Source organism: Nocardioides sp. Z38_18 (genome assembly GCF_058215695.1).
In genome coordinates this window covers 751171-776887 of sequence record NZ_JBZAJE010000001.1, presented here as the reverse complement: position 1 = coordinate 776887, position 25717 = coordinate 751171, and the positions used below count along the sequence as shown (strand labels likewise).

The window sequence follows — 25717 nt, the reverse complement described above, 5'->3', positions numbered from 1 at the left end:
TGTCGCCTGAGTGGTCTCGACTGACCGCTCACTTCGTTCGCTGCTCGACCACCTTGTGGGCGGCTGAGCCTTGCCCGTCGCGTGAGTGGGTCTCGACTGGCCGCTCGCTTCGCTCGCTGCTCGACCACCTTGGGTGGGATGGGGGGCGGGGTGGGTCGAGCGTGTCGGCCCACCCCGCGGGTCCCCCGTGCCGGCGACCCGGGTCGAAGAGGTCGTCGGCACGTCTGGTGCCAAGGTCAGCCGCGCGGGACCGCGAGCTTCTGGCCCTCGGCGATCTGACCACCGGGGAGCGAGTTGAGCTCCTTGATCCGGTGCACCATCGTGCGGATCTCGCCGGGCTGGGCGAGGTCCGCTGCGATGTCGTAGAGAGTGTCGCCGGGGGCGACCTCGATCACCCGGACCGGCTCGGGGGTGCCTCCGGAGAGGCCCGCGGCGGCCCAGCCGCCGAAGGCGGTCATCAGGGCGAGCGCGAGGCCGAGGAAGGTGAGCACGGCGACCACGCGGCCGCGGCGGGTCAGCCGCACCCGTCGGGGGGTGGCCGGACCAGGCTGCGCAACCGGGGCGACCCGGCGCGAGGAGCGGACCCGGCGTGCCGCCGGTGCCGAACGGACCGGACGGGCCGGAACTGCCTCGAGGGCGCGCTGCCCGTAGTCGAGATCGAAGACCCGGTCGAAGTCGACCTCGACGCGGCGGTCGCGCTGCGTCGGGACCGCGGCGCGGACCAGGGCGTCGAAACGCGCGTCGACCTCGTTGGCGGAGGTGGCGTCCTGCGGGCGGTGAATGCTGAGAGTGCTCATCGGTCAACCTTTCGGGGAAGTGCCCGGCCCAGGTGGCCGAGCGGTCGGTTGGCGACCCCTGCTGTGTGTTGATCGATTTCTATCGGCAGCCACTGACAAGTTCGTTTTCCGTGGACCTGCCGGGCTGATCGAGCGTATGTTCGATCGAACACGTGTACGACGTTAGGGCACGTGTTCGAACGAAGCAAGCACCCAGTCGAACAAATGTTCGGCTGATACGACCGACAAGTAGCGCGACACGCCCTTCGAACATGTGTTTGAAGTGACGCATGTTGCTGGACTAGGTTCTCCCCATGGCGACTCGCGATCAGGACCCCCAGAAGCCCACCCGGCTCCCCCGGGCGAAGAAGACCGCCCCGAAGACCACCGCGGCCACGCTCGAGGCGGGAGCCGGCGCCAAGGTCACCGAGCTTCCGGACGCGGCTCCGGACAGCACCGGCCTGACCCCGCGGCAGCAGCGCATCCTCAACGTGCTCCGCGAGTCGATCGAGAAGCGCGGCTACCCGCCGAGCATCCGCGAGATCGGCGAGCTCGTCGGGCTCACCAGCTCCTCCAGCGTGGCCCACCAGCTGCGCGTCCTGGAGGGCAAGGGCTTCATCAAGCGCGATCCCAACCGCCCGCGCGCCCTCGAGGTGTTCATCCCCGAGCTGATGGCCGCGCGGCGTGCGATCGCCTCGGCGGACGAGGCGGGCTACGACCAGACGGGCCTGGGCGACGCCGTACCCACACCCACGATGGTGCCGCTGGTCGGCCGGATCGCCGCTGGTGGACCGATCCTCGCCGAGGAGAAGGTCGAGGAGATCTTCCCGCTGCCCAAGAGCCTCGTCGGCGACGGCACCCTGTTCCTGCTCGAGGTCTCCGGCGACTCGATGATCGACGCCGCCATCTGTCACGGCGACTACGTGGTGATCCGCCAGCAGCCCGACGCCGAGAACGGCGAGATCGTGGCCGCCATGCTCGACGGCGAGGCCACGGTGAAGACCTTCCAGCGCCGCGACGGCAAGGTCTGGCTGCTGCCGCACAACGATGCCTACGACCCGATCGACGGCACCTACGCCACCATCCTGGGGAAGGTGACCACCGTCCTGCGCCGGATGTGAGACAACTGGCCGGAATACTATTATTTCGGACATATACTGCATGAATGTCCGTACGGTCCTGGCGCGCGTGCGTCATCGCAGTGCTCGCGCTGCTGCTGGTCGCCGTACCCGCACTCCTCGCACAGGACGGGCGTTCGGGCGAGCCGTCCGCCGGCCCGCAAGCCGTCCCGCTCGCCCCGGGAGCCGGCGAAGACCCCTCGACGCCCGCGGGCGATCCCGGCAGTGCGCGTCCCACCCCGGCTGTCCAGGAACAGGCCGTGGGCAGCGCGTCCAAGCCCGACGCGTCGCTCGCGGACAACCGGACCCAGCCTGCCGCCGACCCTGAGCCCCGTGTCCTGCCCGAGCGGATGCAGGGCCGCCCCGCCGTGCGCGCGCTCGGTGGCCGGCTCCCCGCCGTCGCTGCCGGCAACGGACTCTCCCCGGCAGGCTTCGAGGAGCTGCTGGTCGAGGATGACACCGTCTGGCTGACCCCGGAGGGACGTGTCTACTTCGAGGAGGAGGCCCCCGCCGAGGTCACCACCACCTCGGGTGACGCCGCCCCGACCGTGGCCGCGGCGTACGCCGTGAGCGAGACCTTCACCCTGCACAGCCGGCCGGACGCCACCCGCAAGATCTTCCTCGACTTCGACGGGGCCACCGTCACGGGCACCGGCTGGAACACCTCCAAGGGCGGCTCGATCCCCGACGGCGTACACACCGGCTTCGACACCGACGGTTCACCGAGCACGTTCAGTGCCTCCGAGCACGGGTTCATCCAGGAGGTCTGGCGCCAGGTCGCGGAGAGCTATGCCCCGTTCGACGTGGACGTCACCACGCAGGATCTCGGCGTCGCCGCGATCACCAGGAGCTCGGCGAGCGACACCACCTACGGCACCCACGTCGTGGTGACCAGCTCCGAGGCTCCCCGGGCGTCGGTGTGCGGCGGCTGCCTCGGAGTGGCCTACCTCCGCACGTTCGACCTGATCAGGGCCACCCCCGACTACCAGCCGGCCTGGGTCTTCGCCTACAACAAGGGCTTCGACCCGATGACGGTGGCGCAGGCGGCCACCCACGAGACCGGGCACAACCTGGGACTCGAGCACGACGGCACCACGTCCACCGACTACTACGCCGGCACCCGCGCGTGGGGCCCGGTGATGGGCTCCTCGATGAACCGGGCAGTGAGCCAGTTCAGCATCGGGGAGTACGCCAGGGCCAACAACACCCAGAACGACTTCGCCGTGATGCAGTCCAACGGACTCCCGCTGCGCACCGATGACCACGGCGGGACCGTCCAGACCGCCACCGTGCTCACCGCCAGCACGTCGTACGACGTCTCCGGGGTGATCGGCACCCGCACCGACACCGATGTCTTCGCGATCACCCGCTCGTGCGTGAGCGAGCTGCGGGCCTCCGTCACCGGCATCGGCGCCCAGACCGCGCTCGACCTCAAGCTGGACCTCCTCGACGCCGACGGCCGGGTGCTGGTCAGCAACTCCCCCGTCTCCGGCTACACCGGCACCACCGTCCCGGTCTCCACCGGGATGAACGCCTCCCTCGTGCGGGAGCTGGGTCTCGGCACCTACTACCTGCGCGTCGACGGTGTCGGCAACGGCGATCCGCTCACGGGCGGCTGGTCGGACTACGGCAGCCTCGGGCAGTACCGCCTCACCGCGACCGGATGTCCCACCACCCCCACCGACCCGCTCTCGCCGTCGCCGACTCCCACTCCCAGTCCGGGGCCGTCCCCTGCCCCGGGAGCGACCCCGTCGCCCAGCGCCCCGGCGGTGCCGGCGCCCAAGCCGACCCCCGCCCCGGCACCCAAGCCCACTGCGCCGAAGCCCCCCGCCCCCAAGGCCCCGGCTCCCAAGGCCCCGGCCCCCAAGGCCCCGGCTCCCACGGTCAAGAAGCCCACCGCACCGCGCATCGGCGTAGCGGCCGCCGGCGCCCGCCGCGGACCCAAGACCGCGCTGGTCCGCTGGGGTGCCCCCGTCCGCACCGGCGGTGCCGCGATCACCCGCTACCGCGTCGCGGCGTTCCGCCTCAACGCCCGCAACCGGGTGGTGCGCACGTTCACCTCCGGCTACCAGCGGGCGAGCGCGAGGTCGCTGGTGATGCGCCTGCCGGCCGGGCGGTACGTGTTCAAGGTGATGGCCCAGAACAGGGCCGGCTCCTCGCCGTGGTCGCCGGCCTCACGCGTCGTCCGGGCCCGCTGACAGTTCCGGCAGGTCGCGGACTGCTCCGGTTTGGCCCTAGCCCTGGGCCAGCCGCTTCAGCGCCCGGCGTACGACGGCGGGGTCGTCCGTCTGCCACATCGGCGGCAGGCTGGCGCGCAGGAAGCCGCCGTAGCGAGCCGTCACCAGCCGCGGGTCCAGGCAGGCCACCACTCCCCGGTCGGTGGTCGTGCGGATCAACCGGCCGGCCCCCTGGGCCATCAGCAGCGCCGCGTGCGTGGCGGCCACCTTCATGAAGCCGATGACCCCGGCCTTGTCCGCGGCCCGCTGGCGCGCCGACATCAGTGGGTCGTCGGGGCGTGGGAACGGGATCCGGTCGATGATCACCAGCTGGCAGGTGTCACCGGGCACGTCGAGGCCCTGCCACAGGCTGAGGGTGCCGAACAGGTTGGTGTGCGGGTCGCCGACGAACTGCCGGGCCAGCTCGGGCAGCTGCGCGTCGCCCTGCGCCAGCGTGGTCAGGTGCGGCAGCGCCTCGCGGACGTGCTCGGCCGCAGCCTCCGCGGCGCGACGACTGGAGAACAGCCCCAGCGTGCGGCCGTCGGCCGCATCTACGAGCTCGGTGATCTCGTCGAGGTGGGCCTGGGTGAGGCCGTCACGGCCCGGGGGCGGGAGGTGCCGGGCGACGTAGAGGATCGCCTGCTGGCCGTAGTCGAACGGTGAGCCGACGTCGAGCCCCTCCCAGGTGCCCTCGCTCGCCTCGGTCGCCCGATCGGCGGGGCGCAGCCCCAGCGAGGCCGCGACCGCGTCGAAGTCGCCGCCGAGCTTGAGCGTGGCCGAGGTGAACACCACGGTCTTCTCGGCGAGCAGCTTCTCCCGCATCGGTCCGGCCACCTCCAGCGGCGCCACGCACAGCGGGTAGGACCCGCGGGGACGGTCGCTCTTCCCGCCGGAGCGGTCGGCGATCCAGAGCACGTCGCGGTCCGAGCCGGCCGCCATCCGCTCGGCCACCTTGAAAAGCTCCTGGGCCCAGCCCCTGGCCTGGGTGCTCGCCGCGTCGGCGCCACCGCCCTCGCCGCCCCGGGGCGCGTCCTTGGGGAACGCCGAGACGAGTGCTCGCGCCGCGTCGCGCACCAGCACGATCGCGTCAGCGAGCTGCTCGGGCACCCGGTCGATCCGCCCGGGCTCGCTGACCTCGATCGCGTCCCGCAGCCGCTCTCCGGCATCGGCGAGGTCGTCGGCCTCGGGCCCGTCGACGTGGCGCTGGGAGCGGCGCGCCGTACGGTCGATCTCGAAGACCGAGAGCTCGTCGGTCGCTGCCTGGGTCACCCGCGAGACGAGCTCGTGCGCCTCGTCGATCACCGCGACGTCGTACTCCGGGATCATCGGCACGCCCTCGATCGCGTCGATCGCCAGCAGCGAGTGGTTGGTCACGATCAGCTGCGATCGCGCCGCCTTCTCCTTGGCGCGCTCGGCAAAGCACTCCATGCCGTAGGGGCACTTGGCCGCCCCCAGGCACTCCCGGTGGCTCACGCTGACCTGTCGCCAGATGCGGTCGGTGTGCCGCGGCGCATGGTCGCGCTCACCGGTACCGCTCTCCCTGGCCTCCTCCTCGACCCACTCGCGCAGGGCGAGGACCTCGGCGCCCTGCGACCCCTCGGGGAGCTCGACCAGCGCACCCTGGTCGTCGGGCACTCCCTCGCGGACGCGGTGCAGGCAGGCGTAGTTCGAGCGGCCCTTGAGTACGGCGTAGCTGCCGTTCTCGCCGAGCTGGTCACCGGCCGCCTCGATCAGCGCCGGGATGTCGCGCTCGACCAGCTGGTGCTGCAGGGCCAGGGTCGCCGTCGCGATCACGACCCGGTCGTGGTGCAGCAGCGCCGGGACGAGGTAGGCCAGCGACTTGCCGGTGCCGGTGCCGGCCTGGACGAGGAGGTGCCGACCGCGCTCCATCGCCTCGGTGACGGCCTCCGCCATCGCCACCTGGCCGGGCCGCTCCTGGCCGCCGAGCTCGGCCACGGTCGCACCGAGGACCGTCCGCACATCACGCTTCTCGACCGACTCCTGGACCACCAGGGCACCCTATGTCCTGGCTCCACCAGGTCCGTGAGCGCGCACACACCCTGAGGCGGGAGGGTGCACTTCAGGCTGGTCAACGTGTTGCGTTCTGGGGTAAGCAAGTCAGATGTCCACCACTGAGAAGACTCCAAAGCCCGCTCGCCGGGCCGGGCGCGGCCACTTCACCGTCCACCCGGCCCTGGAAAGTCCGGTCGAGGACCACCAGGCCACAGGCGGCCTGGACCGGGTCGTCTTCGGTGTCACCGCCGCGATCGCGCTCGCCTTCCTGGTGTGGGGCTTCGTCGACACCGGCTCCCTGGGCAGCGCGTCCTCCTCGGCCCTGGACTGGACGGTCACCACGATGGGGTGGCTGTTCGTGCTCACCGCCTCGGCGTTCGTGCTCTTCGTGATCTGGCTCGCGATGGGCAAGTTCGGTGACATCCCGCTGGGCAACGACGGCGAGCGCCCGGAGTTCTCCACCATCTCCTGGGTGGCGATGATGTTCAGCGCCGGCATGGGCATCGGACTGATGTTCTACGGCGTCAGCGAGCCCCTCGCGCACTTCGTCACCCCGCCTCCCGGCACCGGGGGCGAGAACGACCCGGCCGCCGTCCAGACCGCGATGGCCACCACGCTGTTCCACTGGACACTGCACCCGTGGGCGATCTACGCCGTGGTCGGCATCGCGATCGCGTACGGCGTCTACCGCAAGGGCCGCCCACACCTGATCAGCGCGGCGTTCACCTCCCTGATCGGCAAGCGTCGCGTCGAGGGCCCCGCCGGCCGGGTGATCGACATCCTGGCCATCTTCGCGACCCTGTTCGGCTCGGCCGCCTCACTGGGCCTCGGTGCCCTGCAGATCGGCAGTGGCCTCGAGATCGTCGGCGGCATCGGCAAGATCGGCAACGGCGTGCTGGTCGGCGTGATCGCCGTACTCACCGTCTGCTTCATCGCCTCGGCCGTCTCGGGCATCAGCAAGGGCATCCAGTGGCTCTCCAACATCAACATGGTGCTCGCGCTGACCCTGGCGGCGTTCGTGTTCGTGGTCGGACCCACCGTGTTCATCCTCGACCTGGTCCCCACGGCGCTGGGCTCCTACTTCCAGGACCTCGCGCAGATGTCGGCTCGCACCGAGGCCGCCGGCGGCGACGGCATGGCCTCGTGGCTCTCCGGGTGGACGGTCTTCTACTGGGCCTGGTGGATGTCGTGGACCCCGTTCGTGGGCATGTTCATCGCCCGGATCTCCCGCGGTCGCACGATCCGGCAGTTCGTCACCGGCGTGCTGCTCGTCCCCAGCCTGGTCAGCCTGGTCTGGTTCGCGGTCTTCGGTGGTGCAGCCATCAAGCTGCAGCAGGGCGGCACCGACATCGGCGGCGAGTCCAGCGCCGAGGGGCAGCTGTTCGCGATGCTGGAGCAGTACCCATGGGCAACCTTGACCTCGGTGCTCGTGATGGTCCTGGTGGCGATCTTCTTCGTCTCCGGAGCCGACGCCGCCTCGATCGTGATGGCCGCGCTGTCCGAGCGAGGCACCCTGTCCCCCAGCCGCTGGGTCGTCATCTTCTGGGGCGTCACCACCGGTGGCGTGGCCGCGGTGATGCTGCTGATCGGCGGCGACACAGCCCTGACCGGCTTGCAGAACATGACCATCGTCGCGGCCCTGCCGTTCGCGCTGGTGCTGATCGGTCTCTGCGTCGCCCTGGTCAAGGACCTCCGCTCCGACCCGTTGATCGTGCGCCGCGAGTACGCCGCAGCCGCTGTCGAGGACGCGGTCGTCAGCGGCGTCACCCGGCACGGCGACGACTTCTCGCTCTCGGTGGAGGAGAAGCCGGAGTCCGAGCCGCAGACTGGGCCGCAGGCTGGGCCGCGGGAGGGCTAGCCGGTTTCCCAGGTCTAGAGGTCAAACTGCCTCTTCACACACCGCGTGGGGTGTGTGAAGAGGCAGTTCGGGTTCATCACCTGGGAAACCGGATCCACGGAACCGCCCCTCAGAACGTGACGCTCGGCGCGGTCGCCTGGCCCTCGGGGGCGCGATAGAAGTCGCGCTCGTGCACGCTGGCGATGCTGGTGAAGAACATCCACGGGATCGTCTGGGTGAGCTTGTTCAAGGTGGCGACGGCGTCGTTGTAGTACTGGCGCGCGAACGAGATCTTGTCCTCGGTCTCCGCGAGCTGGGTCTGCAGCTCGAGGAAGTTGGTGTTCGCCTTCAGGTCGGGGTAGTTCTCCGCGACCGCGTTCAGGCTCACCAGCGAGGAGGTGAGCTCGGCGTCGGCCGCGGCCTTGGCCGGTACGTCGTCACCCTGCGCCGCCTGCTGCACCCGGGTGCGCGCGTTGGTGACCTGCTCGAAGACCCCCCGCTCGTGGGTGGCGTAGCCCTTCACCGTCTCGACGAGGTTGGGGATCAGGTCGGCGCGCCGGGTCAGCTGCACGTCGATGCCACCGAGCGCCTCCTGGGCGCCGATGTCGGCGGTGCGGAGCTTGTTGAAGCCGATGATTCCGAAGCCCACGAGCGCCACCACGACGACGGCGATCACGATCAGTGTGGTCATGTCAGTTCCTTCTCTCAGGTGTGGTGGCCGCGGTGACCACCGTGAGTGTGGCGCAGGGACTCACCAGGAGCCACCCCCGCCGCCGCCTCCGCCGCCACCGCCGGAGAAACCGCCGCCGCCCCCGCCGCTGCTGCTGCTCGAGGAGCTGCTCTGGGAGTCCTCGTACGCCGAGATGGCGGAGTTGACCGTCGAGGAGAAGTCCTCGACCAGGTCCGAGGCGATGCTCCCGCCGGTGTACCCGCCCGCCGAGCCGGCGAGGTAGTGCGGCTCCGGGGGTGCCTCGCCGGTCTCGAGCTGATACTTGCGCGCCCACTCCTCTGCGACCCCGAACGCCACGGCCCAGGGGATGTAGCTGGTGTAGAGCTCCTTGCGTCCGGAGAAGTCGAAGCGCTGCTCGGCCGACGGGGTGGCCAGCATCCGGCGGAACCCGCCGACCCGTGACCACAGCTCCCGACCCGCCTCCGTCCGCTTGGTGCTCGAACCCGGCACCAGCAGCTCGGCCGCGGCCAGGGCGAACAGCCCCGGGACCAGCGCGAGGGCCGAGACGTGGAACGGGTTGGCCACACCGATCCCGATCGCGAGCAGTGCCGCAACGATCACCAGGACACCACCGAGGCTGCCGATCCCCGCGGTGACGATCAGGTGTTGCTGCCTCGCCCAGGACTCGACCTCGGACTCGAATCCGGAGATGGCCCGTTGCAGCTTCTTGCCGGCCTTGACGCTCGCGTCGGCCTGGAACGAGCCGCCGCGGACGCCGAGCTTGGTCACGGCGTACGCGGTGACCGGGTCGAGGCGCTGCCAGGCGGCCTTCTCCATCGTGTCGGTCACCTTCCAGCCGCCCTCGTTGCGACTGAGCCGGGTGGCCCCGACCTCGGCGGTCTGCATGATCGAGGCGACGAACGCACGCTGGTCGACGTCCTCGCTGTGCAGGTACGCCGCCTGCGCCGGCCCGATTCCCTCTGGTGGCGCGTACATCAACGGGAACTGCGGCTTGCGTTCCCTGGTCCGCCTGGCCAACCACTCCCCGATCAGTCCCGCCGCGGCGGCCAGCAGGAGCAGCGAGACCAGCGCCGGCGTGCTGGTGCCCAGGACCGGGTCCCACCGCAACGGCCATGCCGAACGCTCTCGCTCCGGCGCGGCCAGATCGAGCGAGGTCTTCACCGTCAACGGGGTACGCCGGGCAATCTCCCCGGTGGTGACCGTGAAGCCGTTGCCACTGACAGCGGCGGTGCACCCGTCGGCGCTCCCGACGCCCACCGCGCAGCGGACGTCCTGCGGCGGGCCGGGCAGGGTGACGCTCAGCCGCGCTCGGTCGATCCCCATCTGCCAGCCCCCGGGGACGAGGTTCCAGTAGAACTGCGAGCCGGCGCCCGCCGGGGCGAGCACTCCGTCGATCGTGTAGCTGATGACGTAGGTGTGCTCGCCGCTGATCTCCCGGGAGGCCGAGCCGATCTTCACGTTGCGGTAGCGGCTGTTCCCGACGTTCTCCACGTCGAATTCCTCGGGCCGGCCGTCGCGGGTGACCGCGATGTCCTGCGGCTCGAGCCGGACCCGGGAGTCGCCCGGGTCGCGCAGGTCGAAGAACCTGAAGATGCCGTGCTTGTCGCTCCGGAAGTCCACCGTCAGCGACTCGGTCGCGCTGAGCCGCCCGTCCTCGGAGACCACGAAGTCGGCCGTGTAGTCGGTGATCCTCGTCGGGTCGAAGCGCCCCTCGTCACCGTCCGATCCCCAGTAGAGGGCCGGGAAGACGAGCATCAGGGCGAGCACGAGCAGCCCGAGAACGCGGCCCCCCCAGCGCAACATGCCCGCACGCTACTGGCTGCCGCGCTCCCCGTGTCGGAAACGGTGCGGTCGGCCGGGGTGCCGGTTTCCCCGGTCTAGAGGTCGAACTGCCTCTTCACACACGGCGTGGGGTGTGTGAAGAGGCAGTTCGGGTTCATCACCTGGGAAACCGGATCGGATCCCTCAGCCGTGGGCGTACGGCGCGAGCTCGCCGGCGAGCGCCTCGTTGACGCGGGCGGTGAGCAGGGTGCCGTCGGGGGTGTGCTCCACGGAGAGGACCTCGCCGCCCTCGTGGGCGCGGCTGAGCAGGTCGCCGCGGTCGTAGGGAAGCAGTGCCTCGATCTCGACCGAGGGGTGCGGCAGGTCAGCCTCGACGGCTTCCAGCGCCTCGGCGATTCCCTCGCCGGTCTGCGCCGAGACGACCACGGAGTGCGGCTCGCGCTGGCGCAGCCGGGCCAGCACCAGCGGGTCGGCGATGTCGGCCTTGTTGATCACCACGAGCTCGGGCACCTTGTCGGCCCCGATCTCGGCGAGCACCTCGCGCACGGCGGCGATCTGGCCCTCGGGGTCGGGGTGCGACCCGTCCACCACGTGCAGGATCAGGTCCGCGTCGGCGACCTCCTCCAGCGTGGACCGGAACGCCTCCACGAGCTGGTGCGGCAGGTGCCGGACGAAGCCCACGGTGTCGCTCATCGTGTAGATGCGGCCGTCGGAGGTCGTCGTACGCCGCGTCGTGGGGTCCAGCGTCGCGAACAGGGAGTCCTCCACGAGCACACCGGCGTCGGTGAGCCGGTTGAGCAGCGAGGACTTGCCGGCGTTGGTGTAGCCGGCGATCGCCACGCTGGGGATCTCGTGGCGCCGACGCCCGGAGCGCTTGGTGTCGCGGGTGGTCTTCATGTGGGCGAGCTCGCGGCGCAGCTTGGCGATCTTGGTGTTGATCCGCCGCCGGTCGGTCTCGATCTTGGTCTCACCGGGGCCACGGCCACCGATGCCCTCACCGCCGGCGACCCGGCCACCGGCCTGGCGGGAGAGGTTGCCACCCCAGCCGCGCAGCCGCTGCTTCATGTAGCTGAGCTGGGCCAGCTCGACCTGCGCCTGCCCCTCCTTGCTCTTCGCGTGCTGCGCGAAGATGTCGAGGATCAGGGCGGTCCGGTCGACGACCTTGACCTTGACCTTGTCCTCGAGGTTCCTCAGCTGGCTGGGAGCGAGCTCCCCGTCGAGGATCACCGTGTCGGCGCCGGTCGCGCGGACGATCTCGGCGAGACCCTCGACCTTGCCGCGGCCGATGTAGGTCGCGGGGTCGGGGCTGTCGCGGCGCTGGTAGAGCGCGTCGAGCACCTCCGAGCCCGCGGTCTCCGCGAGCAGGGCGAGCTCGGCCATCGAGTTCTCGGCGTCCTGGACGGTGCCGCTGGTCCACACGCCGACGAGAATGACCCGTTCGAGCCGGAGCTGGCGGTACTCGACCTCGGAGATGTCCTCGAGCTCGGTGGAGAGCCCGGCGACGCGGCGCAGCGAGTGCCGCGCGGCGAGGTCCATCTCGCCGGTGGTCTCGTCGGCGGCCTCGGGCCACTCGGTGTCGGTCTCAGCGCGTGCCGGGGCAGCGTGATCGGCCGCGGAGGCGTCGGCCGGGGAGTCGTCCCAATCGGCTGTCTCGGCAAGCTCGGCGGCCAGGTCGAAGTGTTCTGGTGCGTTCGTCATACGCGTCCAGAGTATGGCGGCACGCAAGTCATTAGTGCAGATCGGGGCCGAAGATCCGATTTGGGCGACTGCGCCGCCGGCGACGACCCCGAAGGCGACTCCGTCACCGCCGGGAGACGACGAGCGCGGAGCCCCCGCCGCGGCGTACCGGCTCGCTGACCGCGGTGACCTGGCCGCGGGGCCCGAACTCGATCGCCGTGGCCGCCCCGATCTCCGCCTTGCTCGTGAGCGCGTCACCGGCCAGGACCAGGTCGTGGTCCAACGGTGCCAGCACCTTCTCGTACGCCGAGATGAACGCCGGCTCCGCGGTCACGGTGGCGGTGTTGCGCTGCGAGGCGCGCGGCGCGGCGATCGCCTGCTCGACGCTCATCCCCCGGTCCAGCCGGTTGAACAGCATCTGCAGGACGGTGGTGATGATCGTGGAACCGCCGGGCGAGCCCAGCGCCAGGAACGGCTTGCCGTTCTTGAGCACCAGGGTCGGCGCCATCGAGGAACGGGGCCGCTTGCCCGGCTGGATCCGGTTCGGGTCGGCCGGGTCGTAGGTGGCGGAGAAGTCGGTGAGCTCGTTGTTGAGCAGGAACCCGCGGCCGGGCACGGTGATCCCGGAGCCGCCGGTCTGCTCGATCGAGAGGGTGTACTCCACGACATTGCCCCACCGGTCGGACGTGGTCAGGTTGGTGGTGTCGATGTTCTCGGTGTCGGCGGCCTTGCGCCCGCTGCTCGCGGGGTCACACTTGCCGTCGTAGCTCGCGACGTTGCCGGCCGCCACCGGCTTGGTCGCCGCCCTGGCCGGGTCGATGCTGCAGGCGCGCTCGGCGGCGTACTTGTCGGAGAGCAGGTCGCGCAGCGGCACCTTGGTGTACGCCGGGTCGCCGACGTACTTGCCGCGGTCGGCGAAGGCCAGCGCGCTCGCCTCGAGGTAGCGGTGCAGCGCGTTCGCGTCGCTCATCCCGCTCAGGCGGAAGCGCTCGAGGATGTTCAGCGCCTCCCCCACGGTGGACCCGCCGCTGGAGGACGGCGCCATCCCGTAGACGTCGTAGCCGCGGTAGCCCACCCGGGTCGGCGCCTGCTGCTTGACCCGGTAGCGCCTCAGGTCGCCGGCGGTGAGGTGGCCCGCCGGGACCGGCAGGGTGGCGTCGGCCCGCTTCGGGGGCGACTGGACCGTGCGGGCCATTTGCCGGGCGAGCTTGCCCCGGTAGAAGGCCTTGGTGCCCTTGCGGGCGATCAGCTGGTAGGTGCGGGCGAGGTCGCGGTTGCGGAACACCGAGCCGACCGCGGGCGGCTTGCCGCCGGGCAGGAACAGCTTGCGGGTCGCCGGGAACTGCGCGAACCGTGCCTGGTTGTCGGCCGTCTGCTCGTTGAAGGTCTTGTCCACCACGAACCCGCGCTTGGCCAGGCGGGTCGCGGGACGCAGCGCCTGGCGCAGGCTCTTGCGGCCCCACTTGCGCACCGCGGTCTGCCAGGTCGCGAGCGTGCCCGGGGTACCGACCGCGACGCCGCTGGTGACCAGCTCGGGGGTGAAGTTGTAGGGCTTGCCGGTCGCGGGGTCGATGAACGCGTTGCGCGGCATCGTGCGGGGCGCGGTCTCGCGGCCGTCGAGAGTGCTCACCTTGCCGGTGCGCCCGTTGTAGTGCACGAAGTAGCCCCCGCCGCCGATGCCGGAGCTGTAGGGCTCGGTGACGCCGAGGGCGGCTGCGGTGGCGATCGCTGCGTCCACGGCGTTGCCGCCCCGGCGCAGCACCGCGATGCCGATCCGCGAGGCCTCGGGGTCGACCGAGGTGACCGCGCCGCCGTACCCCTTGCTGGTCGCGGTCTTCACGTTGTAGCGCTTCTGCTTCGGTGGCAGCTCGCGGGACTGCCTGACCTCCGCCTGTCCGGTGGCACCCACGGCCGGGGGCGGCACCAGGGCGAGACCGGCGAACCCGGTGAGGACGGCCGTCCCGGCGGCCACGAACCTGCGATGTGCCTGCGACATGGGTGCTCCCGAAAACGTCGACGAGTGCGTTCATCCAAGATGAGCACGTCCGGGCGGCGCAAGGGGGGACGTGGCGCCACGGCGTGTTTGCCGGGTTCGGGGGCGGGTACGTCGTTCCCCATGACCGACGAGCAGAAGGACGACGCCAAGCAGGGTCCTGCCAACCCGCAGGCCGCGGGCGTGGAGGCACCCACCCCGCCCCGCGGCCCCCAGCGCCAGGACGAGCCCGAGGGCGACCTGTCCGAGGGCCACGACGACGACGTCTCCGGGAGCGCGACCGCGAACAAGCACGCCTCCGAGTCCGGCGGCGGCACGATCCCGCTCGAGGACGAACAGCCCGGCCCGTCAGATTCTGGGCAGGATTCTGGGGAGGCGCTTCAGGAGGAGAACGCGGGCACCTCCCAGGACCAGCCGTCCGGCGCGGCGTCGGAGGGCTGAGAGATGAGCGGCAACGACGACGCCGACCACACCCTCGCTGGCCCCGACGAGGTCGCGCACGCCGGTCAGACCCCGCCCGCCGAGGTGGAGGAGTCCGACCCCAACGCCGACAGCCGTGAGGGGCTCGCCGGTGACATGGGCGTGAGCAGCGGACGTCCCGGGCGGGTGCGCGGCGTCGAGGAGGAGGTCACCTACGGCGTGGCCCCGACCCATGACGACGGCGCGGATGACGAGGACCGGGAGGGCGAGGCGCCCCCCGAGCAGTCCGCCTTCGACGACCGACCCGAGGTCCACCCCGAGGAGCTCGACCGGCACGAGTCCGACCCGGGCTCCAACCCCAGGCACGGGGTCTGAGCCAGCGCCGGTGCGGTGACCCGGCGGGTGAGTTCGCATACGCGCGGACACAAGTTTGAGTTCGAGCACAGTCCCAGGCGGCGCAGGCGGGACAGGGGCCGACTTGTGTCCGCGCGTATGCGAGATTCCGGACGCCCTCAGCCGACGACGACGGGGTGCTTGACCACGGCGTCGAAGAAGTAGCCGGCGTCGTTGAACCTGGCCACCTCCGGCTGGGTCCGGCCGTGCACGTCGGTCGCGCGGGCCAGCAGGACGTGCTCCCCCGGCGCCGCGCCGTCCCAGCGCACCGACCACCGGGTCCAGGCCGTGCCCCGGTCCTCGAGACGAGCCAGGCGCCAGCTGCGGCCGCCGTCCAGGCTCAGCTCGACCTTGCGGATCGGCCCGGCCCCGCTCCAGGAGCGGCCGTGCAGCACCCGGCCGCCGCGGCGCGGCAGGCGGGCTCCCCAGGCGAGCTCCCAGGCGCTGCGGACCGGGTTGACCGTCAGCGGCGGGCTGTCGGCGGACCAGTCGCCGCCGCTCATCCGGTACCACTTCGTGTTCCACGGGGACCTCAGCACCGACCGAGAGACCTCCAGCGAGCCGAGCCACTTGATGCTCGCGATCCCGACCCAGCCCGGCACCACCAGGCGTAGCGGGAAGCCGTGGTCGGGCAGCAGCGCCCGCCCGTTCATCCCCCACGCGAGCAGGGCGTCGTCGAGGGCCTTGCCGATGGGCAGCGGTCGGCGTACGGGTCCGTGGTCGACGCCCTTGTCGACGTAGTCGGGGTCCAGCCCGGTCGCCATCACGTCGACGGCGTCGCGGGAGACCCCGATGCGCTGGAGTACGTCGGCCAGCCGGACGCCCTCCCAGGTGACGGCGCCCACCGAGCCCAGCTGCCACTGGGTGCCCGAGGCGGGCGTGCCCTGCTGTCCGGCGAAGAGGCTCCGACCGTTGCCGGTGCACTCGTGCACCGTCGTGGTGCGGACCACCGGGAACCGCCGCAGGCCGCGCAGGCTCAGCCGGGTCACGCGGTCGCTGCGCAGCCCGTCGCCGAAGACCTCCAGCCGGTAGGCGTCCGGGTCGATCACCGGCGTCCGGGTGTGGTTGCGGACGAACAGCCGCGACTGCGGGGTCAGGTGGCGCGCGTGCACGACCGAGTCCCAGCGCATCTCGGCGTTGGTGCCGTAGCCGATGAAGAACCGCTCCGGCAGCGGCTTGAGGATCGCTGCGGGCCCGCCACCGGCTGCCGGCGCCGCGGGCGCGGCGACGGCGGGCAGCGGCGCGCCGGCCACCCAGCCCGCGCCGGCCGCTCCCGCGGCGGCCTGCAGCAGCCCGCGACGGCTCAGCGGCCGCTCGGTGGGAGCGGCGGTGCCGGGGAGACCGGCACCGGCCGCGGGGTCAGGGATGCGTCCACGGGTCGAGTCCATGCCGAGTGAGCATACTCTAGTAATCCACTCGACATAGTCCCCAACCCGGGGTGTCGGACTACTTCGGGGGCATCCTGATGCCGCCGTCGACGCGGATGGTCTCGGCGTTCATGTAGGAGTTGGTCACGCACTCCACGACCATGCTGGCCAGCTCGTCGGGGACGCCGAGGCGCTTGGGGAACAGCACGCTCTCCCCCAGCTTGGCCTTGAACGTCTCGGCCGCCTCGCCCTCGCCGTAGATCGGGGTGTCGATCAGGCCGGGGGCGACGGTGTTCAGGCGGATCCCGACGGCGGCGAGGTCGCGGGCGACCGGCAGGGTCATCCCGACGACACCGCCCTTGGACGCGGAGTACGACGCCTGGCCGATCTGCCCGTCGAAGGCGGCGACGCTGGCCAGGTTGACGATGGCGCCGCGCTCCCCGCTCTCGGTGGGCTCGTTGCGCGAGATCGCCGTACCCGCGAGGCGGATGCAGTCGAAGGTACCGATCAGGTTGATCTCGACGACCTTGCGGAACGCGTCCAGGTCAGCGGCCGACTCGTAGGTGCCGTCGCGCCCGACGGTGCGCTGTGCCCAGCCGATGCCGGCCGAGTTCACCAGCACCCGGATCGGGCCGAGCTCCTCGGCCTGCTCGATGGCGGCCTTGATCTGCTCGGTCTTGGTCACGTCGACCGGGGCGAAGACGCCGCCGATCTCGTTGGCGAGGGCCTCGCCCTTCTCCGCGTTCAGGTCCGCGACCACGACCTTCGCACCCTTGGCTGCGAGCTGACGGGCGACTGCTGCTCCGATGCCGGAGGCTCCGCCGGTGACGATCGCACTGGCTCCGTTGATGTCCATGCGCGGCATCCTAGGGGCACCGCGCTCCTGCCCGCGGCCCGCCCACGTGTCGTCAGCCGACGTAGCTCTCCGGCCGTCCCCACCCGGCGGTGCGGGTGGTGCCCCGGTCGACCAGGACGCACCGGGTGCCGGTGTAGTTGGTGGGCATGCACTTGTTGCAGTGGATGCACAGGGACGGGGTCGCGGGCTGGTCGGCGATCCGGTTGACGAGGTCGGGCTCGCGCAGCAGCGCCCGCCCCATCGCCACGAACTCGAAGCCCTCCCGCATGGCGAGGTCCATGCTGGGACGGTCGGTGATTCCACCGAGCAGGATCATCGGCAGGTCCACCGCGGCGCGGATCTGCCGGGCGTCCTCCAGCAGGTAGACGTCCCGGTAGGGGTACTCCCGGAGGAAGTGGCGGCCCACCGACTTCACGCCGAGCCTGATCGGCTGCGGCATCACTGCTGAGAACTCCTCCAGGGGCGCGGCACCCTTGAACAGGTACATCGGGTTCAGCAGCGAGGAACCGGCCGTCATCTCCAGCGCGTCACAGGTGCCGTCGGCGGTGAGCCACTGCGCGACCGGGATCGCCTCGTCGAGCCAGAACCCGCGGGAGACGCCGTCGTCCATGTTCATCTTGACGATCACCGCGACCTGGTCGCCCACGGCGTCGCGCACGGCGCGCATCGTCTCCCGCGCGAACCGGGCCCGGTTCTCCAGAGACCCTCCGAACTCGTCGCTGCGACGGTTCAGGCGAGGGCTCAGGAACGAGCTGATCAGGTAGTTGTGCCCCAGGTGGACCTCGACGGCGTCGAACCCGCACTCCACCGCGCGCCGCGCGGCGTCGGCGTGCGCGTGGACCACGCGCCGGATGCCGTCGGCGGTGATCTCCCGAGCGAAGGTGAACGCCGACTTGTTGAACAGGCGACTCGGTGCGAGCGCGGGGAGGCCGTTGCCCTTCGCGTGGGCCACCGGCCCTCCGTGGCCGATCTGCGCGGAGACGGCCGCCGCCTCGGCGTGCACCGCGTCGGTCAGCGCGCGCAGGCCGGGCAGCGACTCGTCGGTCCAGTGGACCTGGTGCCGGTCGGTGCGGCCCTCCTTGGCCACCGCGCAGTAGGCGACGGTCGTCATCCCCACCCCGCCCTTGGCGTAGGCGACGTGGAAGTCCACCAAGTCCTGGGTGACCCGACCCCGGTGGCTGAGCCCCTCGTAGGTGGCGGCCTTGATCACCCGGTTGCGCAGGGTCACCGGCCCGAGTCGTGCCGGAGCGAGCGGGTCGGGACCAGGTCGTGTGGCACCGGGGCCTTGGTCGGGTAGGGAGATCACGCCAGCACGCTAGGAGCGGCCCCTGGCGGACACGCGGCCCGATCTCGCTCACCGGGAGCCCGACCAGCCCGGCTGCGTCTGTCTCCCGGTGAGTGGGACCGCCCCGGCGAAGCGCTCGGCCGCGACCTCACTCTGACCAGGAACAAGCGGTACGGCGTCCTGGCTCGGGGGGGGCACGTGCCCGTCCACCCCGGAGGAGTACCAGTGAAGTCATCCATCTCTCGTCGTTCCCGGCTGGCGGCGGCGCTCGTGGCAAGCACCCTGACCCTGACCGCGTGCGCGGCCTCGTCGGACGAGGCAGGCAACGACAAGGACGCCTCGAAGAGCAAGGTCAGCAAGTCCGAGATCTACACGACCGGCATCGTCGGCGCGACCGGGGAGGAGGGCGAGCCCAAGAAGGGCGGCACCCTCACGATCGCGGACTTCGGCGAGCCTCGAGTCCTGGATCCCGCGAAGACCTACGCCAACGGGGCCACCGGCGGTAGCGCCATGGCGGCCGTCTACGACACGTTGATGCGCTTCGACTACGAGAAGCAGACCTTCGAGCCCAAGCTGGCCGAGTCCCTGACCAGCGACGACGACACAGTCTGGACGCTGAAGCTGCGTGACGGCGTGAAGTTCACCGACGGCACCCCGCTGGACGCCGACGCGGTGCTGGCGAGCCTGAAGTACTACCAGGACAACTTCGCCTACCAGTCGCTGCTGCTGCTGGCGAACGTGGCCGGGACGAAGAAGACCGACGACCGCACGGTGGAGTTCACGCTGCGCACCCCGTGGGCGAGCTTCCCGAACATGCTGGCGCAGGGCCCGGGCATGATCCTGGCCCCGGCGGCGTACGCCGACCCGAAGCAGTTCCAGCCGATCGGGGCCGGCCCGTTCGTCCTGGACAAGTACTCCCCCGGCGAGGAGCTGACCCTCAAGGCGAACAAGGACTACTGGGACGGCGCGCCGTACCTCGACGGACTCCGGTTCATCTGGCTGGGCGGTACCGACGACCAGCCGAAGCTCGACGCGATGAACAGCGGCGACGCCGACACCGCGTTCCTGCGCGACGCCGCGGTGGTGGAGAAGGCCCGTAACGAGGGCGCGGCCGGGATGATGTTCGCCACCGGCCTCGGCGACAACCTGTGGATCAACAGCCGCAAGGGCTCCCCCGGGGCCGACCCGAGGGTGCGCCAGGCGATCAGCTACGCGTTCGACGCCAAGACCTACGTCGCCCGCACGCTGGACGGTGCCGGCCTGCCGACGAAGAGTCTCTTCAACGAGACCTCGCCCTGGTTCACCGAGGTGGAGCCGCCGACTGCGGACCCGAAGCAGGCCAAGAAGCTGCTGGAGGAGGCCAAGGGCGACGGCTACGACGGAGAGATCTCCTACTCCCACGCCGCCGACGCCTCCGCGCAGGCGGGAGCGGTCGCGATCAAGGCCATGCTCGAGGCGGTCGGGTTCAAGGTCACCCTGGACCCCATCCGCAGCGTCGCCGACCAGGTCAAGAAGATCTACGTGGACCACGCCTACGACATGGCAGTGGCCGCGACCAGCATCCCCGACGAGGACCCGTACTCCCGGCTCGCAGGTGCCCTCGGCGGCAAGTCGCCGTCCAACCCCACCGGCTACGCCAGCGCAGAGATGGACGGGCTGCTCGCCGAGCTGCAGACCGCCGACTCCCCGGAGACCGGCAAGGACGCGATGACCAAGATCGAGGAGCTGTGGCACCAGGACGCCCCGGGGGTCGCCATCTCGGCCGGCGGGACCTTCCAGCCCTGGAACGAGGACGTGCACGGCATGTCCCCGACCACGGAGACGATGTTCCTGCTCGACAAGGCGTGGAAGGGCTGATCCCCACGGCCTGAGACCGGTCGTGCCCCGGACCCCGATGGGGTCCGGGGCACGACTGCGTCCGGGGTGGGACTGGTCCGGGGTGGGGACGCTCAGGTCAGCGGACCGTCCGCGGCCACGGCAGCGCCTGCTCGAGCTGGGCGGCCAGGCCGAGCAGCAGCGACTCCTGCCCGAGGTCGGCGGCGAGCTGGACGCCGACCGGCAGGCCGTCCTCGTCGCTGCCCAGCGGCAGCGAGATCGCCGGCATGCCGGTGAGGTTGAAGACGCTGGTCCAGGCGGAGTAGGTGCTGCCGTGCTCGTACATCGTCTCGGGGCGCGTCGTGTCCAGCAGCCCGAGCGGTGGGACCGGTCGCGGCAAGGTGGGCGTGAGCAGCACGTCGTACGTCGTGAAGGCGGCGCCCATCTCCCAACCGATCTCCTGGGCCCGCCGCAGCGCCCGGTGGACCTGGGACCCGGTCAGGGAGCGGTAGTGCTCGAGGAGCAGGTGGGTGAACGGCTCCACGTCGTCGGGGCGCAGCTCCCGGCCCAGCGCCGCGAGCCGGTCCTCGACGGTGACCACGAGGTCCGCTCCCATGAGCACCCCGGAGGTGGCACCGACGTCGTCGACCTCGAAGGCCGGCACGGTCTCCTCCACCACGTGACCGAGCTCTTCGCAGACCTTGGCGGCCGCGAGCACCGCGTCGCGGCACGCCGGGTGGAGATCGATCCCGTTGCGCGGGCGCAACGCCAGCCCGATCCGCAACGCTGACGGTGCTCGACCCACGGCGTCGAGGAAGGTCCCGTCCGGCGTCGGGGCGGCGAACGCCTCCCCGGGCAGCGGGCCGGCGACGACGTCGAGCAGGAGCGCGCTGTCGCGAACGGTGGTCGTCAACGCGTGCGGCACCGACACGGGGCCGGCCAGCGTCCCCGGATCGGGTGAGCCCGTCACCCTGCCCCGGCTCGGCTTGAGCCCGACCAGCCCGCACATCGAGGCGGGGATCCGGATCGACCCGCCACCGTCGGTCGCGTGCGCCGCCGGCACCATCGCGACCGCGACCGCGGCTGCCGAGCCACCGCTGGAGCCCCCGGTGGAGCGTGCCGGGTCGCGGGGGTTGCGCGCGGGGCCGTGCAGCTGGGACTCGGTGCTGGCGTTGAGCCCCAGCTCGGGGGTGTTGGTGGTGCCGAGCACCACGAGGCCGGCCCGCTTGTAGCGTCGTACGAGCTCGCTGTCGTGGGGCGGCACCTGGTCGGCGAACAGGCGACTGCCCTGGGTGGCGGGCAGTCCCGCCACCTCGATGCCCAGGTCCTTGACCAGGAACGGCACCCCACGCAGCGGCCCCTCGGGGAGACCGGCCTCCACCTCGGCGAGTGCCTGCTCGTAGCGGCGACCGACGACCGCGTTGACGCCCGGGTCGAGCCGCTCGATGCGCTCGATGGCGTCCTCGACCACCTCCCGGGCGGTCGTCTCGCCGGTGCGGATCGCCGCCGCGGTCGCGATGGCGTCCCTGGCCTGGTTGCTCTCGGTCACGGCAGCGGCTCCTCGGGGACGGGTTCGACGTGGTGGCAGGCGATGAAGTGCCCGGCGCCGATCGGTCGTAGCTGTGGTTCCTCCTCGGCGCAGCGTTCGGTGGCGAGCGGGCACCGGGTGCGGAAGCGGCACCCGCTCGGCGGTGCGAGCGGCGAGGGGAGCTCGGTGCTGCGGACGTCGGGACCGACCTTGTCGTTCACGTCTTGGTCGGGAGCGACCTGACCGGGGACGGACGCCAGCAGCATCCGGGTGTACGGGTGCAGGGCCTGGGTGTCCACGGTCGCCGAGGGCAGCACCTCGCAGGTCTTGCCGAGGTAGAGCACCATCACCCGGTCGCTGACGCTCTTCACGACCGCCACGTCGTGGGCGATGAACACCATGCTGAGGCCGAGACGCTCCTTGGTCCGCTCGAGCAGGTTCAGGATCTGGGCCTGGACGGAGACGTCGAGGCTGGAGACGGGCTCGTCGCAGATCAGCACCTGCGGCTCCAGCAGCAGGGCCCGGGCGATGCACACCCGTTGGCACTGGCCACCGGACAGCTCGTGGGGCCGCCGGTCCCAGACGGAGTCGGGGTCCAGCCCGACGGCGGCGATGGTCTCGCGGACCAGCCCGTCGCGGTCGGGGCCGTCGTACCCCCACACGGAGAGGCCCTCCGCGACCAGGTCCTTGACCCTGCGTCGCGGGTTCAGGGCGGAGACCGGGTCCTGCAGGATCATCTGCATCCGGGCCCGGGCGCGACGCAGCTCGCGTGCCGACAGCCCGGTGAGCTCTTGCCCCGCGAACCGGACCGACCCCGCCTTGGGCCGCGGCAGCTGCATGATCGCCCTGCCGGCGCTGGACTTGCCGCAGCCGGACTCCCCGAGGATGCCGAGGGTCTCGCCCGGGAGCAGGTCGAGACTGATCCCGGACACGGCGTGGACGCGCTGGCGACGACCAACGGGGAACTCCACGACGAGATCGCGTACGGCGAGGACGGGCTCGGCCTCTGCGCGCAGGTGTGCGTCACCGGTGCCCGCCATCAGTCCCTCTCCCCGATCTCGACAGGTCCGGGCACGGTCTGCTGCGGACCGAGCGGACGATGGCAGGCGACGACGCGCGTCGTCCCCGCGGTGACCAGCGCGGGCGACTCGGTCTCGCAGCGGTCCACGCGGCGTGGGCAGCGCGGCGCGAACCGGCAGCCGGGGACCTCCTCGACCATGTCCGGCGGAGCGCCCTCGATGGTCCGCAGCAGCGTGTGCGGCGGCGCGGTGAGATCCGGGATGGAGCCGAGCAGCGCATCGGCGTAGGGGTGCCGCGGCGCCGCGAACAGGTCGCGGGTCGCTGCCTGCTCGACGACCCTGCCGGCGTACATCACCACCACCTGGTCCGTGCGGCCGCGGATGGCGCCGAGGTCGTGGCTGACCAGGACGGTGGCCATCCGCCGCTCTGCCGCCAGCTCGGTCAGCAGGTCCAGGATCTGCTTCTGCACGGTCACGTCCAGCGCAGTCGTGGGTTCGTCGGCGATCAGCACGGCGGGGTCGCAGCTGATCGCGACCGCGATCATCACGCGCTGGCGCATGCCGCCCGAGAGCTCGTGCGGGTACTGGCGCAGCCGCCGGCGCGGGTCGGGGATGCCGACCCGCTCGAGAAGCTCGGCCGCCCGTTCGACCGCCTCGCGCCGCCCCAGTCCCAGGTGCACCCGGAGCGGGTCGGTGAGGTGGGCGCCGATCCTGCGGACCGGGTTGAGCGAGGTCATCGGGTCCTGGAAGACCATGGCGACCCGGGGCCCCCACAGCTTGCGGCGCTCCCGGGGCGGCAGGGCGTGGACGTCTCGTCCGGTGAGCCGTGACGTGCCGGTCACGACGGTGGTGGGACCGGTCGTCACCAGCCCCATGATCGTCCTGCCCAGCACCGACTTCCCGGAACCGGACTCCCCGACCACGCCGATGGTCTCGCCGGCGCACAGGCTCAGCGAGACGCCGTCGACGGCCCGGACCGCACCGCGCGGGGTCCAGAAGGTCGTCCTGAGGTCCTCCACCTCCAGCACCACCTCGGCACCGGGGCTCACAGCTTCGCCCCCCGGGGGTCCCAGCGCTGCTGGGCCCGCTCCCCCAGCAGGTTGAAGGAGAACACGGTGAGGAACAGCACCGTGCCCGGGACGAGCAGCACCGCAGGGTGCTTGGCCATCGTGTCGTTGGCCTCCGCCTCGGCGATCATGTTGCCCCAGGTGGGGCTGGGCGCCTGGATCCCCAGCCCGAGGAAGCTCAGCGAGGCCTCGGCGACGATCAGCCCGGAGATCACCACCACCCCCATCGAGAGCATCGGTGGCAGCACGTTCGGGACCAGCTCGCGCATCATGATCCGCCAAGGTCCGGCGCCCAGCGACCGGGCTGCCAGCACGTACTCCCGCTGGGAGTAGGCGATCGTGTTCGCGCGGGCCAGCCGCACCATGGTCGGGATCGTGAGCAGCGACAGCGCGAAGGCCATGTTGCGGACCTCCGGCGCCAGGATCGAGGCCAGCACGATCAGCAGGATGAGCGGCGGCACGGACAGCAACGCGTTCGTCAGCACGCTGACCACCGAGTCCACCCCGCGCCGGTAGTAGCCCGCGAGCACCCCGATCGCGCCACCCACGACCAGGCCCGTGGTGACCGCGAGCAGCGAGATGGTCAGCGACGCCCGGGCGCCGTGGAGGACCCGTGCCAGGACGTCGAGGCCGTAGCCGTTCGTGCCGAGCGGGTGGTCGAGGTAGGTGAACGGCGGCAGGTACGCCGGGTCGAGGATCGTCGCGGCGACGTCCTCGTGCTCGCCCAGCGGCAGCAGCGGTGCCGCGACCGCGGCCAGTCCCAGGACCACCACCCAGCCGGCGCAGAGCACCAGCAGCAGGTCCACGCGGCGCCGTCCTCGCGACCGTCGGGACGACCGGCGACGCGAGGGCTGCTCGGCGCCGAGCTGCGGATCACGCATGAGCATGGCGCGTCCTCGGGTCCAGGTAGCCGTAGCTGAGGTCGATCAGCGCGTTGACCAGCACGTACAGGGCAGCGATCACCAGGGCCGCGCCCTGGACCATGGGGAAGTCGCCCTGGCTGGCCGCGGTCACGACCAGCGTGCCCATCCCGGGGAGGGTGAACAGGTACTCCACGATCACCGTGCTCCCGATCAGCGTGCCCAGGGCGATGCCGAGCACCGTGACCAGCGAGAACGACGACGGCCGCAGGGCCTCGTTGACCATGACGTGCCGCGGCGACATGCCCTTGGCCCGGGCGGCGAGGACGAAGTCCTCACGCACGGTCCGGGTGAGGTCGTTGCGCAGGATGCGGGTGAACAGCGCAGCCTCGGGCAGGGCGATCACCACCGCTGGCAGCAACGCGTGCGTGAGGTTGCCGCCCAGGCTCTCCGAGAGCCGAACCCACTGGGACCTGGGGAGCAGCTCGAGACCGTCGACGAGCAGCATGATCAGCAGCAGCCCGAGCAGGAACGACGGCACCGAGAGCACCGCGAACACGGCGGCCCCGATCACCCGGTCGGCGAGCCCACCCTCCCGGTGCGCGGAGACCAGGGCCAGCGGGACGGCCAGGAGCAGGGCCATCAGCAGCCCGAGGGCGGCCAGCTCCAGGCTCACCGGCAGGGCCGCCCCGATCCGCTCGAGGACCGAGTGGTTCGGGGGGACGATCGAGCGGCCGAGGTCGCCGGTGACCGCGCCGCCCAGCCAGTCGGCGTACCGCTGGGGAAGGGACTGGTCGAGGCCGAGCTCGGTGCGCAGCGCCGCGTACTCCTCCGGCGGGTGCCCCGGACCGAGGATGGCGGCGGCCGGGTCCCCGGGCAGCAGAGCCACCAGGAGGAAGACACCGAAGCTGACCAGGGCGAGCACCGCGAACAGCTGGACGAGTCGACGCAGGACACCCACGACGCTGCTCCCTCCTCGGGTTCTCGGCCGACCTCGGGACAGG

20 protein-coding genes are annotated in these 25717 nt (G+C 71.4%); 6 read left to right on the top strand and 14 right to left on the bottom strand.

Annotation, left to right across the window (positions count from 1 at the left end; genetic code table 11):
- Positions 1–236: 236 nt before the first annotated feature.
- Entirely contained in the window at positions 237–797 is a 561-nt protein-coding gene (locus tag AC4BGC_RS03730; protein WP_490554380.1) for a LysM peptidoglycan-binding domain-containing protein, read from the bottom strand.
- 293 nt (positions 798–1090) lie between these two features.
- Here AC4BGC_RS03730 and lexA point away from each other — a divergent pair, with 293 nt between their 5' ends.
- The gene (gene lexA / locus AC4BGC_RS03725) at positions 1091–1897 is read left to right on the top strand and encodes a transcriptional repressor LexA (RefSeq protein WP_490554378.1); all 807 of its coding nucleotides are present in this window, start codon (positions 1091–1093) and stop codon (positions 1895–1897) included.
- A 44-nt stretch (positions 1898–1941) separates the two neighbouring features.
- Positions 1942–4092 carry a hypothetical protein gene (locus tag AC4BGC_RS03720; protein WP_490554377.1) on the top strand — a complete coding sequence of 717 codons (2151 nt, stop codon included), beginning with the start codon at positions 1942–1944 and terminating at the stop codon, positions 4090–4092.
- 36 nt (positions 4093–4128) lie between these two features.
- Here the strand turns inward: AC4BGC_RS03720 and AC4BGC_RS03715 are convergent, their stop codons facing one another.
- Positions 4129–6123: an ATP-dependent DNA helicase gene (locus AC4BGC_RS03715; protein WP_490555711.1), complete on the bottom strand. Its 1995-nt coding sequence runs from the start codon at positions 6121–6123 to the stop codon at positions 4129–4131.
- 109 nt (positions 6124–6232) lie between these two features.
- On the opposite strand from AC4BGC_RS03715, the gene AC4BGC_RS03710 reads away from it, so the two are divergent.
- The gene (locus AC4BGC_RS03710) at positions 6233–7981 is read left to right on the top strand and encodes a BCCT family transporter (RefSeq protein ID WP_490554376.1); all 1749 of its coding nucleotides are present in this window, start codon (positions 6233–6235) and stop codon (positions 7979–7981) included.
- Between the two features lie 109 nt (positions 7982–8090).
- On the opposite strand, the gene AC4BGC_RS03705 is transcribed toward AC4BGC_RS03710, so the two are convergent.
- From AC4BGC_RS03705 to ggt, 4 genes are all read right to left on the bottom strand, one after another.
- Positions 8091–8651, bottom strand: a complete 561-nt coding sequence (locus AC4BGC_RS03705) for a LemA family protein (protein WP_490554375.1) — start codon at positions 8649–8651, stop codon at positions 8091–8093.
- Between the two features lie 60 nt (positions 8652–8711).
- Entirely contained in the window at positions 8712–10454 is a 1743-nt protein-coding gene (locus tag AC4BGC_RS03700) for a DUF2207 domain-containing protein (RefSeq protein ID WP_490554374.1), read from the bottom strand.
- A 162-nt stretch (positions 10455–10616) separates the two neighbouring features.
- Positions 10617–12131, bottom strand: a complete 1515-nt coding sequence (gene hflX / locus AC4BGC_RS03695) for a GTPase HflX (RefSeq protein ID WP_490554373.1) — start codon at positions 12129–12131, stop codon at positions 10617–10619.
- 103 nt (positions 12132–12234) lie between these two features.
- Positions 12235–14106, bottom strand: coding sequence for a gamma-glutamyltransferase (gene ggt / locus AC4BGC_RS03690; RefSeq protein WP_490554371.1), 1872 nt, complete (start codon positions 14104–14106; stop codon positions 12235–12237).
- Positions 14107–14226: 120 nt separating this feature from the next.
- Here ggt and AC4BGC_RS03685 point away from each other — a divergent pair, with 120 nt between their 5' ends.
- Both AC4BGC_RS03685 and AC4BGC_RS03680 read left to right on the top strand, forming a co-directional pair.
- Entirely contained in the window at positions 14227–14544 is a 318-nt protein-coding gene (locus AC4BGC_RS03685; RefSeq protein WP_490546039.1) for a hypothetical protein, read from the top strand.
- 3 nt (positions 14545–14547) lie between these two features.
- Positions 14548–14898 carry a hypothetical protein gene (locus AC4BGC_RS03680; protein WP_490554369.1) on the top strand — a complete coding sequence of 117 codons (351 nt, stop codon included), beginning with the start codon at positions 14548–14550 and terminating at the stop codon, positions 14896–14898.
- 137 nt (positions 14899–15035) lie between these two features.
- Here the strand turns inward: AC4BGC_RS03680 and AC4BGC_RS03675 are convergent, their stop codons facing one another.
- The 3 genes from AC4BGC_RS03675 to AC4BGC_RS03665 are packed head-to-tail and all read right to left on the bottom strand — an operon-like array spanning position 15036 to position 18445.
- Positions 15036–16304 (bottom strand): molybdopterin-dependent oxidoreductase, encoded by a 1269-nt coding sequence (locus AC4BGC_RS03675; RefSeq protein ID WP_490554367.1) that lies wholly within the window; start codon positions 16302–16304, stop codon positions 15036–15038.
- Positions 16305–16362: 58 nt separating this feature from the next.
- Positions 16363–17139 (bottom strand): SDR family NAD(P)-dependent oxidoreductase, encoded by a 777-nt coding sequence (locus AC4BGC_RS03670; protein ID WP_490546044.1) that lies wholly within the window; start codon positions 17137–17139, stop codon positions 16363–16365.
- 52 nt (positions 17140–17191) lie between these two features.
- On the bottom strand, positions 17192–18445 hold the full coding sequence (locus AC4BGC_RS03665) for an NADH:flavin oxidoreductase (protein ID WP_490554366.1): 1254 nt from the start codon (positions 18443–18445) through the stop codon (positions 17192–17194).
- A 204-nt stretch (positions 18446–18649) separates the two neighbouring features.
- Between AC4BGC_RS03665 and AC4BGC_RS03660 the strand changes: the two genes are divergently transcribed.
- Complete coding sequence (locus AC4BGC_RS03660) at positions 18650–20281, top strand: ABC transporter substrate-binding protein (protein WP_490554365.1); 1632 nt, start codon at positions 18650–18652, stop codon at positions 20279–20281.
- Positions 20282–20378: 97 nt separating this feature from the next.
- On the opposite strand, the gene AC4BGC_RS03655 is transcribed toward AC4BGC_RS03660, so the two are convergent.
- The 5 genes from AC4BGC_RS03655 to AC4BGC_RS03635 are packed head-to-tail and all read right to left on the bottom strand — an operon-like array spanning position 20379 to position 25674.
- Positions 20379–21788, bottom strand: a complete 1410-nt coding sequence (locus tag AC4BGC_RS03655) for an amidase (protein ID WP_490554363.1) — start codon at positions 21786–21788, stop codon at positions 20379–20381.
- Positions 21785–22807 (bottom strand): ABC transporter ATP-binding protein, encoded by a 1023-nt coding sequence (locus AC4BGC_RS03650; RefSeq protein ID WP_490554362.1) that lies wholly within the window; start codon positions 22805–22807, stop codon positions 21785–21787. Before AC4BGC_RS03650 ends, AC4BGC_RS03655 begins: the two co-directional genes overlap by 4 nt.
- Positions 22807–23835 (bottom strand): ABC transporter ATP-binding protein, encoded by a 1029-nt coding sequence (locus AC4BGC_RS03645; RefSeq protein WP_490554361.1) that lies wholly within the window; start codon positions 23833–23835, stop codon positions 22807–22809. Before AC4BGC_RS03645 ends, AC4BGC_RS03650 begins: the two co-directional genes overlap by 1 nt.
- Positions 23832–24734: an ABC transporter permease gene (locus AC4BGC_RS03640; RefSeq protein WP_490554360.1), complete on the bottom strand. Its 903-nt coding sequence runs from the start codon at positions 24732–24734 to the stop codon at positions 23832–23834. Before AC4BGC_RS03640 ends, AC4BGC_RS03645 begins: the two co-directional genes overlap by 4 nt.
- On the bottom strand, positions 24727–25674 hold the full coding sequence (locus AC4BGC_RS03635) for an ABC transporter permease (protein ID WP_490554358.1): 948 nt from the start codon (positions 25672–25674) through the stop codon (positions 24727–24729). The genes AC4BGC_RS03640 and AC4BGC_RS03635 overlap by 8 nt, the downstream gene beginning before the upstream one ends.
- Positions 25675–25717 lie beyond the last annotated feature (43 nt).

Excerpts from the sequence above, each read along its gene's own strand:
- AC4BGC_RS03640 (WP_490554360.1), bottom strand. The coding sequence starts at position 24,734 with ATGCGTGATCCGCAGCTCGGCGCCGAGCAGCCCTCGCGTCGCCGGTCG.
- AC4BGC_RS03730 (WP_490554380.1), bottom strand. The coding sequence starts at position 797 with ATGAGCACTCTCAGCATTCACCGCCCGCAGGACGCCACCTCCGCCAAC.
- AC4BGC_RS03670 (WP_490546044.1), bottom strand. The coding sequence starts at position 17,139 with ATGGACATCAACGGAGCCAGTGCGATCGTCACCGGCGGAGCCTCCGGC.
- AC4BGC_RS03705 (WP_490554375.1), bottom strand. The coding sequence starts at position 8,651 with ATGACCACACTGATCGTGATCGCCGTCGTCGTGGTGGCGCTCGTGGGC.
- hflX (WP_490554373.1), bottom strand. The coding sequence starts at position 12,131 with ATGACGAACGCACCAGAACACTTCGACCTGGCCGCCGAGCTTGCCGAG.
- AC4BGC_RS03685 (WP_490546039.1), top strand. The coding sequence starts at position 14,227 with ATGACCGACGAGCAGAAGGACGACGCCAAGCAGGGTCCTGCCAACCCG.
- ggt (WP_490554371.1), bottom strand. The coding sequence starts at position 14,106 with ATGTCGCAGGCACATCGCAGGTTCGTGGCCGCCGGGACGGCCGTCCTC.
- AC4BGC_RS03700 (WP_490554374.1), bottom strand. The coding sequence starts at position 10,454 with ATGTTGCGCTGGGGGGGCCGCGTTCTCGGGCTGCTCGTGCTCGCCCTG.
- lexA (WP_490554378.1), top strand. The coding sequence starts at position 1,091 with ATGGCGACTCGCGATCAGGACCCCCAGAAGCCCACCCGGCTCCCCCGG.
- AC4BGC_RS03720 (WP_490554377.1), top strand. The coding sequence starts at position 1,942 with ATGTCCGTACGGTCCTGGCGCGCGTGCGTCATCGCAGTGCTCGCGCTG.
- AC4BGC_RS03710 (WP_490554376.1), top strand. The coding sequence starts at position 6,233 with ATGTCCACCACTGAGAAGACTCCAAAGCCCGCTCGCCGGGCCGGGCGC.
- AC4BGC_RS03675 (WP_490554367.1), bottom strand. The coding sequence starts at position 16,304 with ATGGACTCGACCCGTGGACGCATCCCTGACCCCGCGGCCGGTGCCGGT.
- AC4BGC_RS03680 (WP_490554369.1), top strand. The coding sequence starts at position 14,548 with ATGAGCGGCAACGACGACGCCGACCACACCCTCGCTGGCCCCGACGAG.
- AC4BGC_RS03650 (WP_490554362.1), bottom strand. The coding sequence starts at position 22,807 with ATGGCGGGCACCGGTGACGCACACCTGCGCGCAGAGGCCGAGCCCGTC.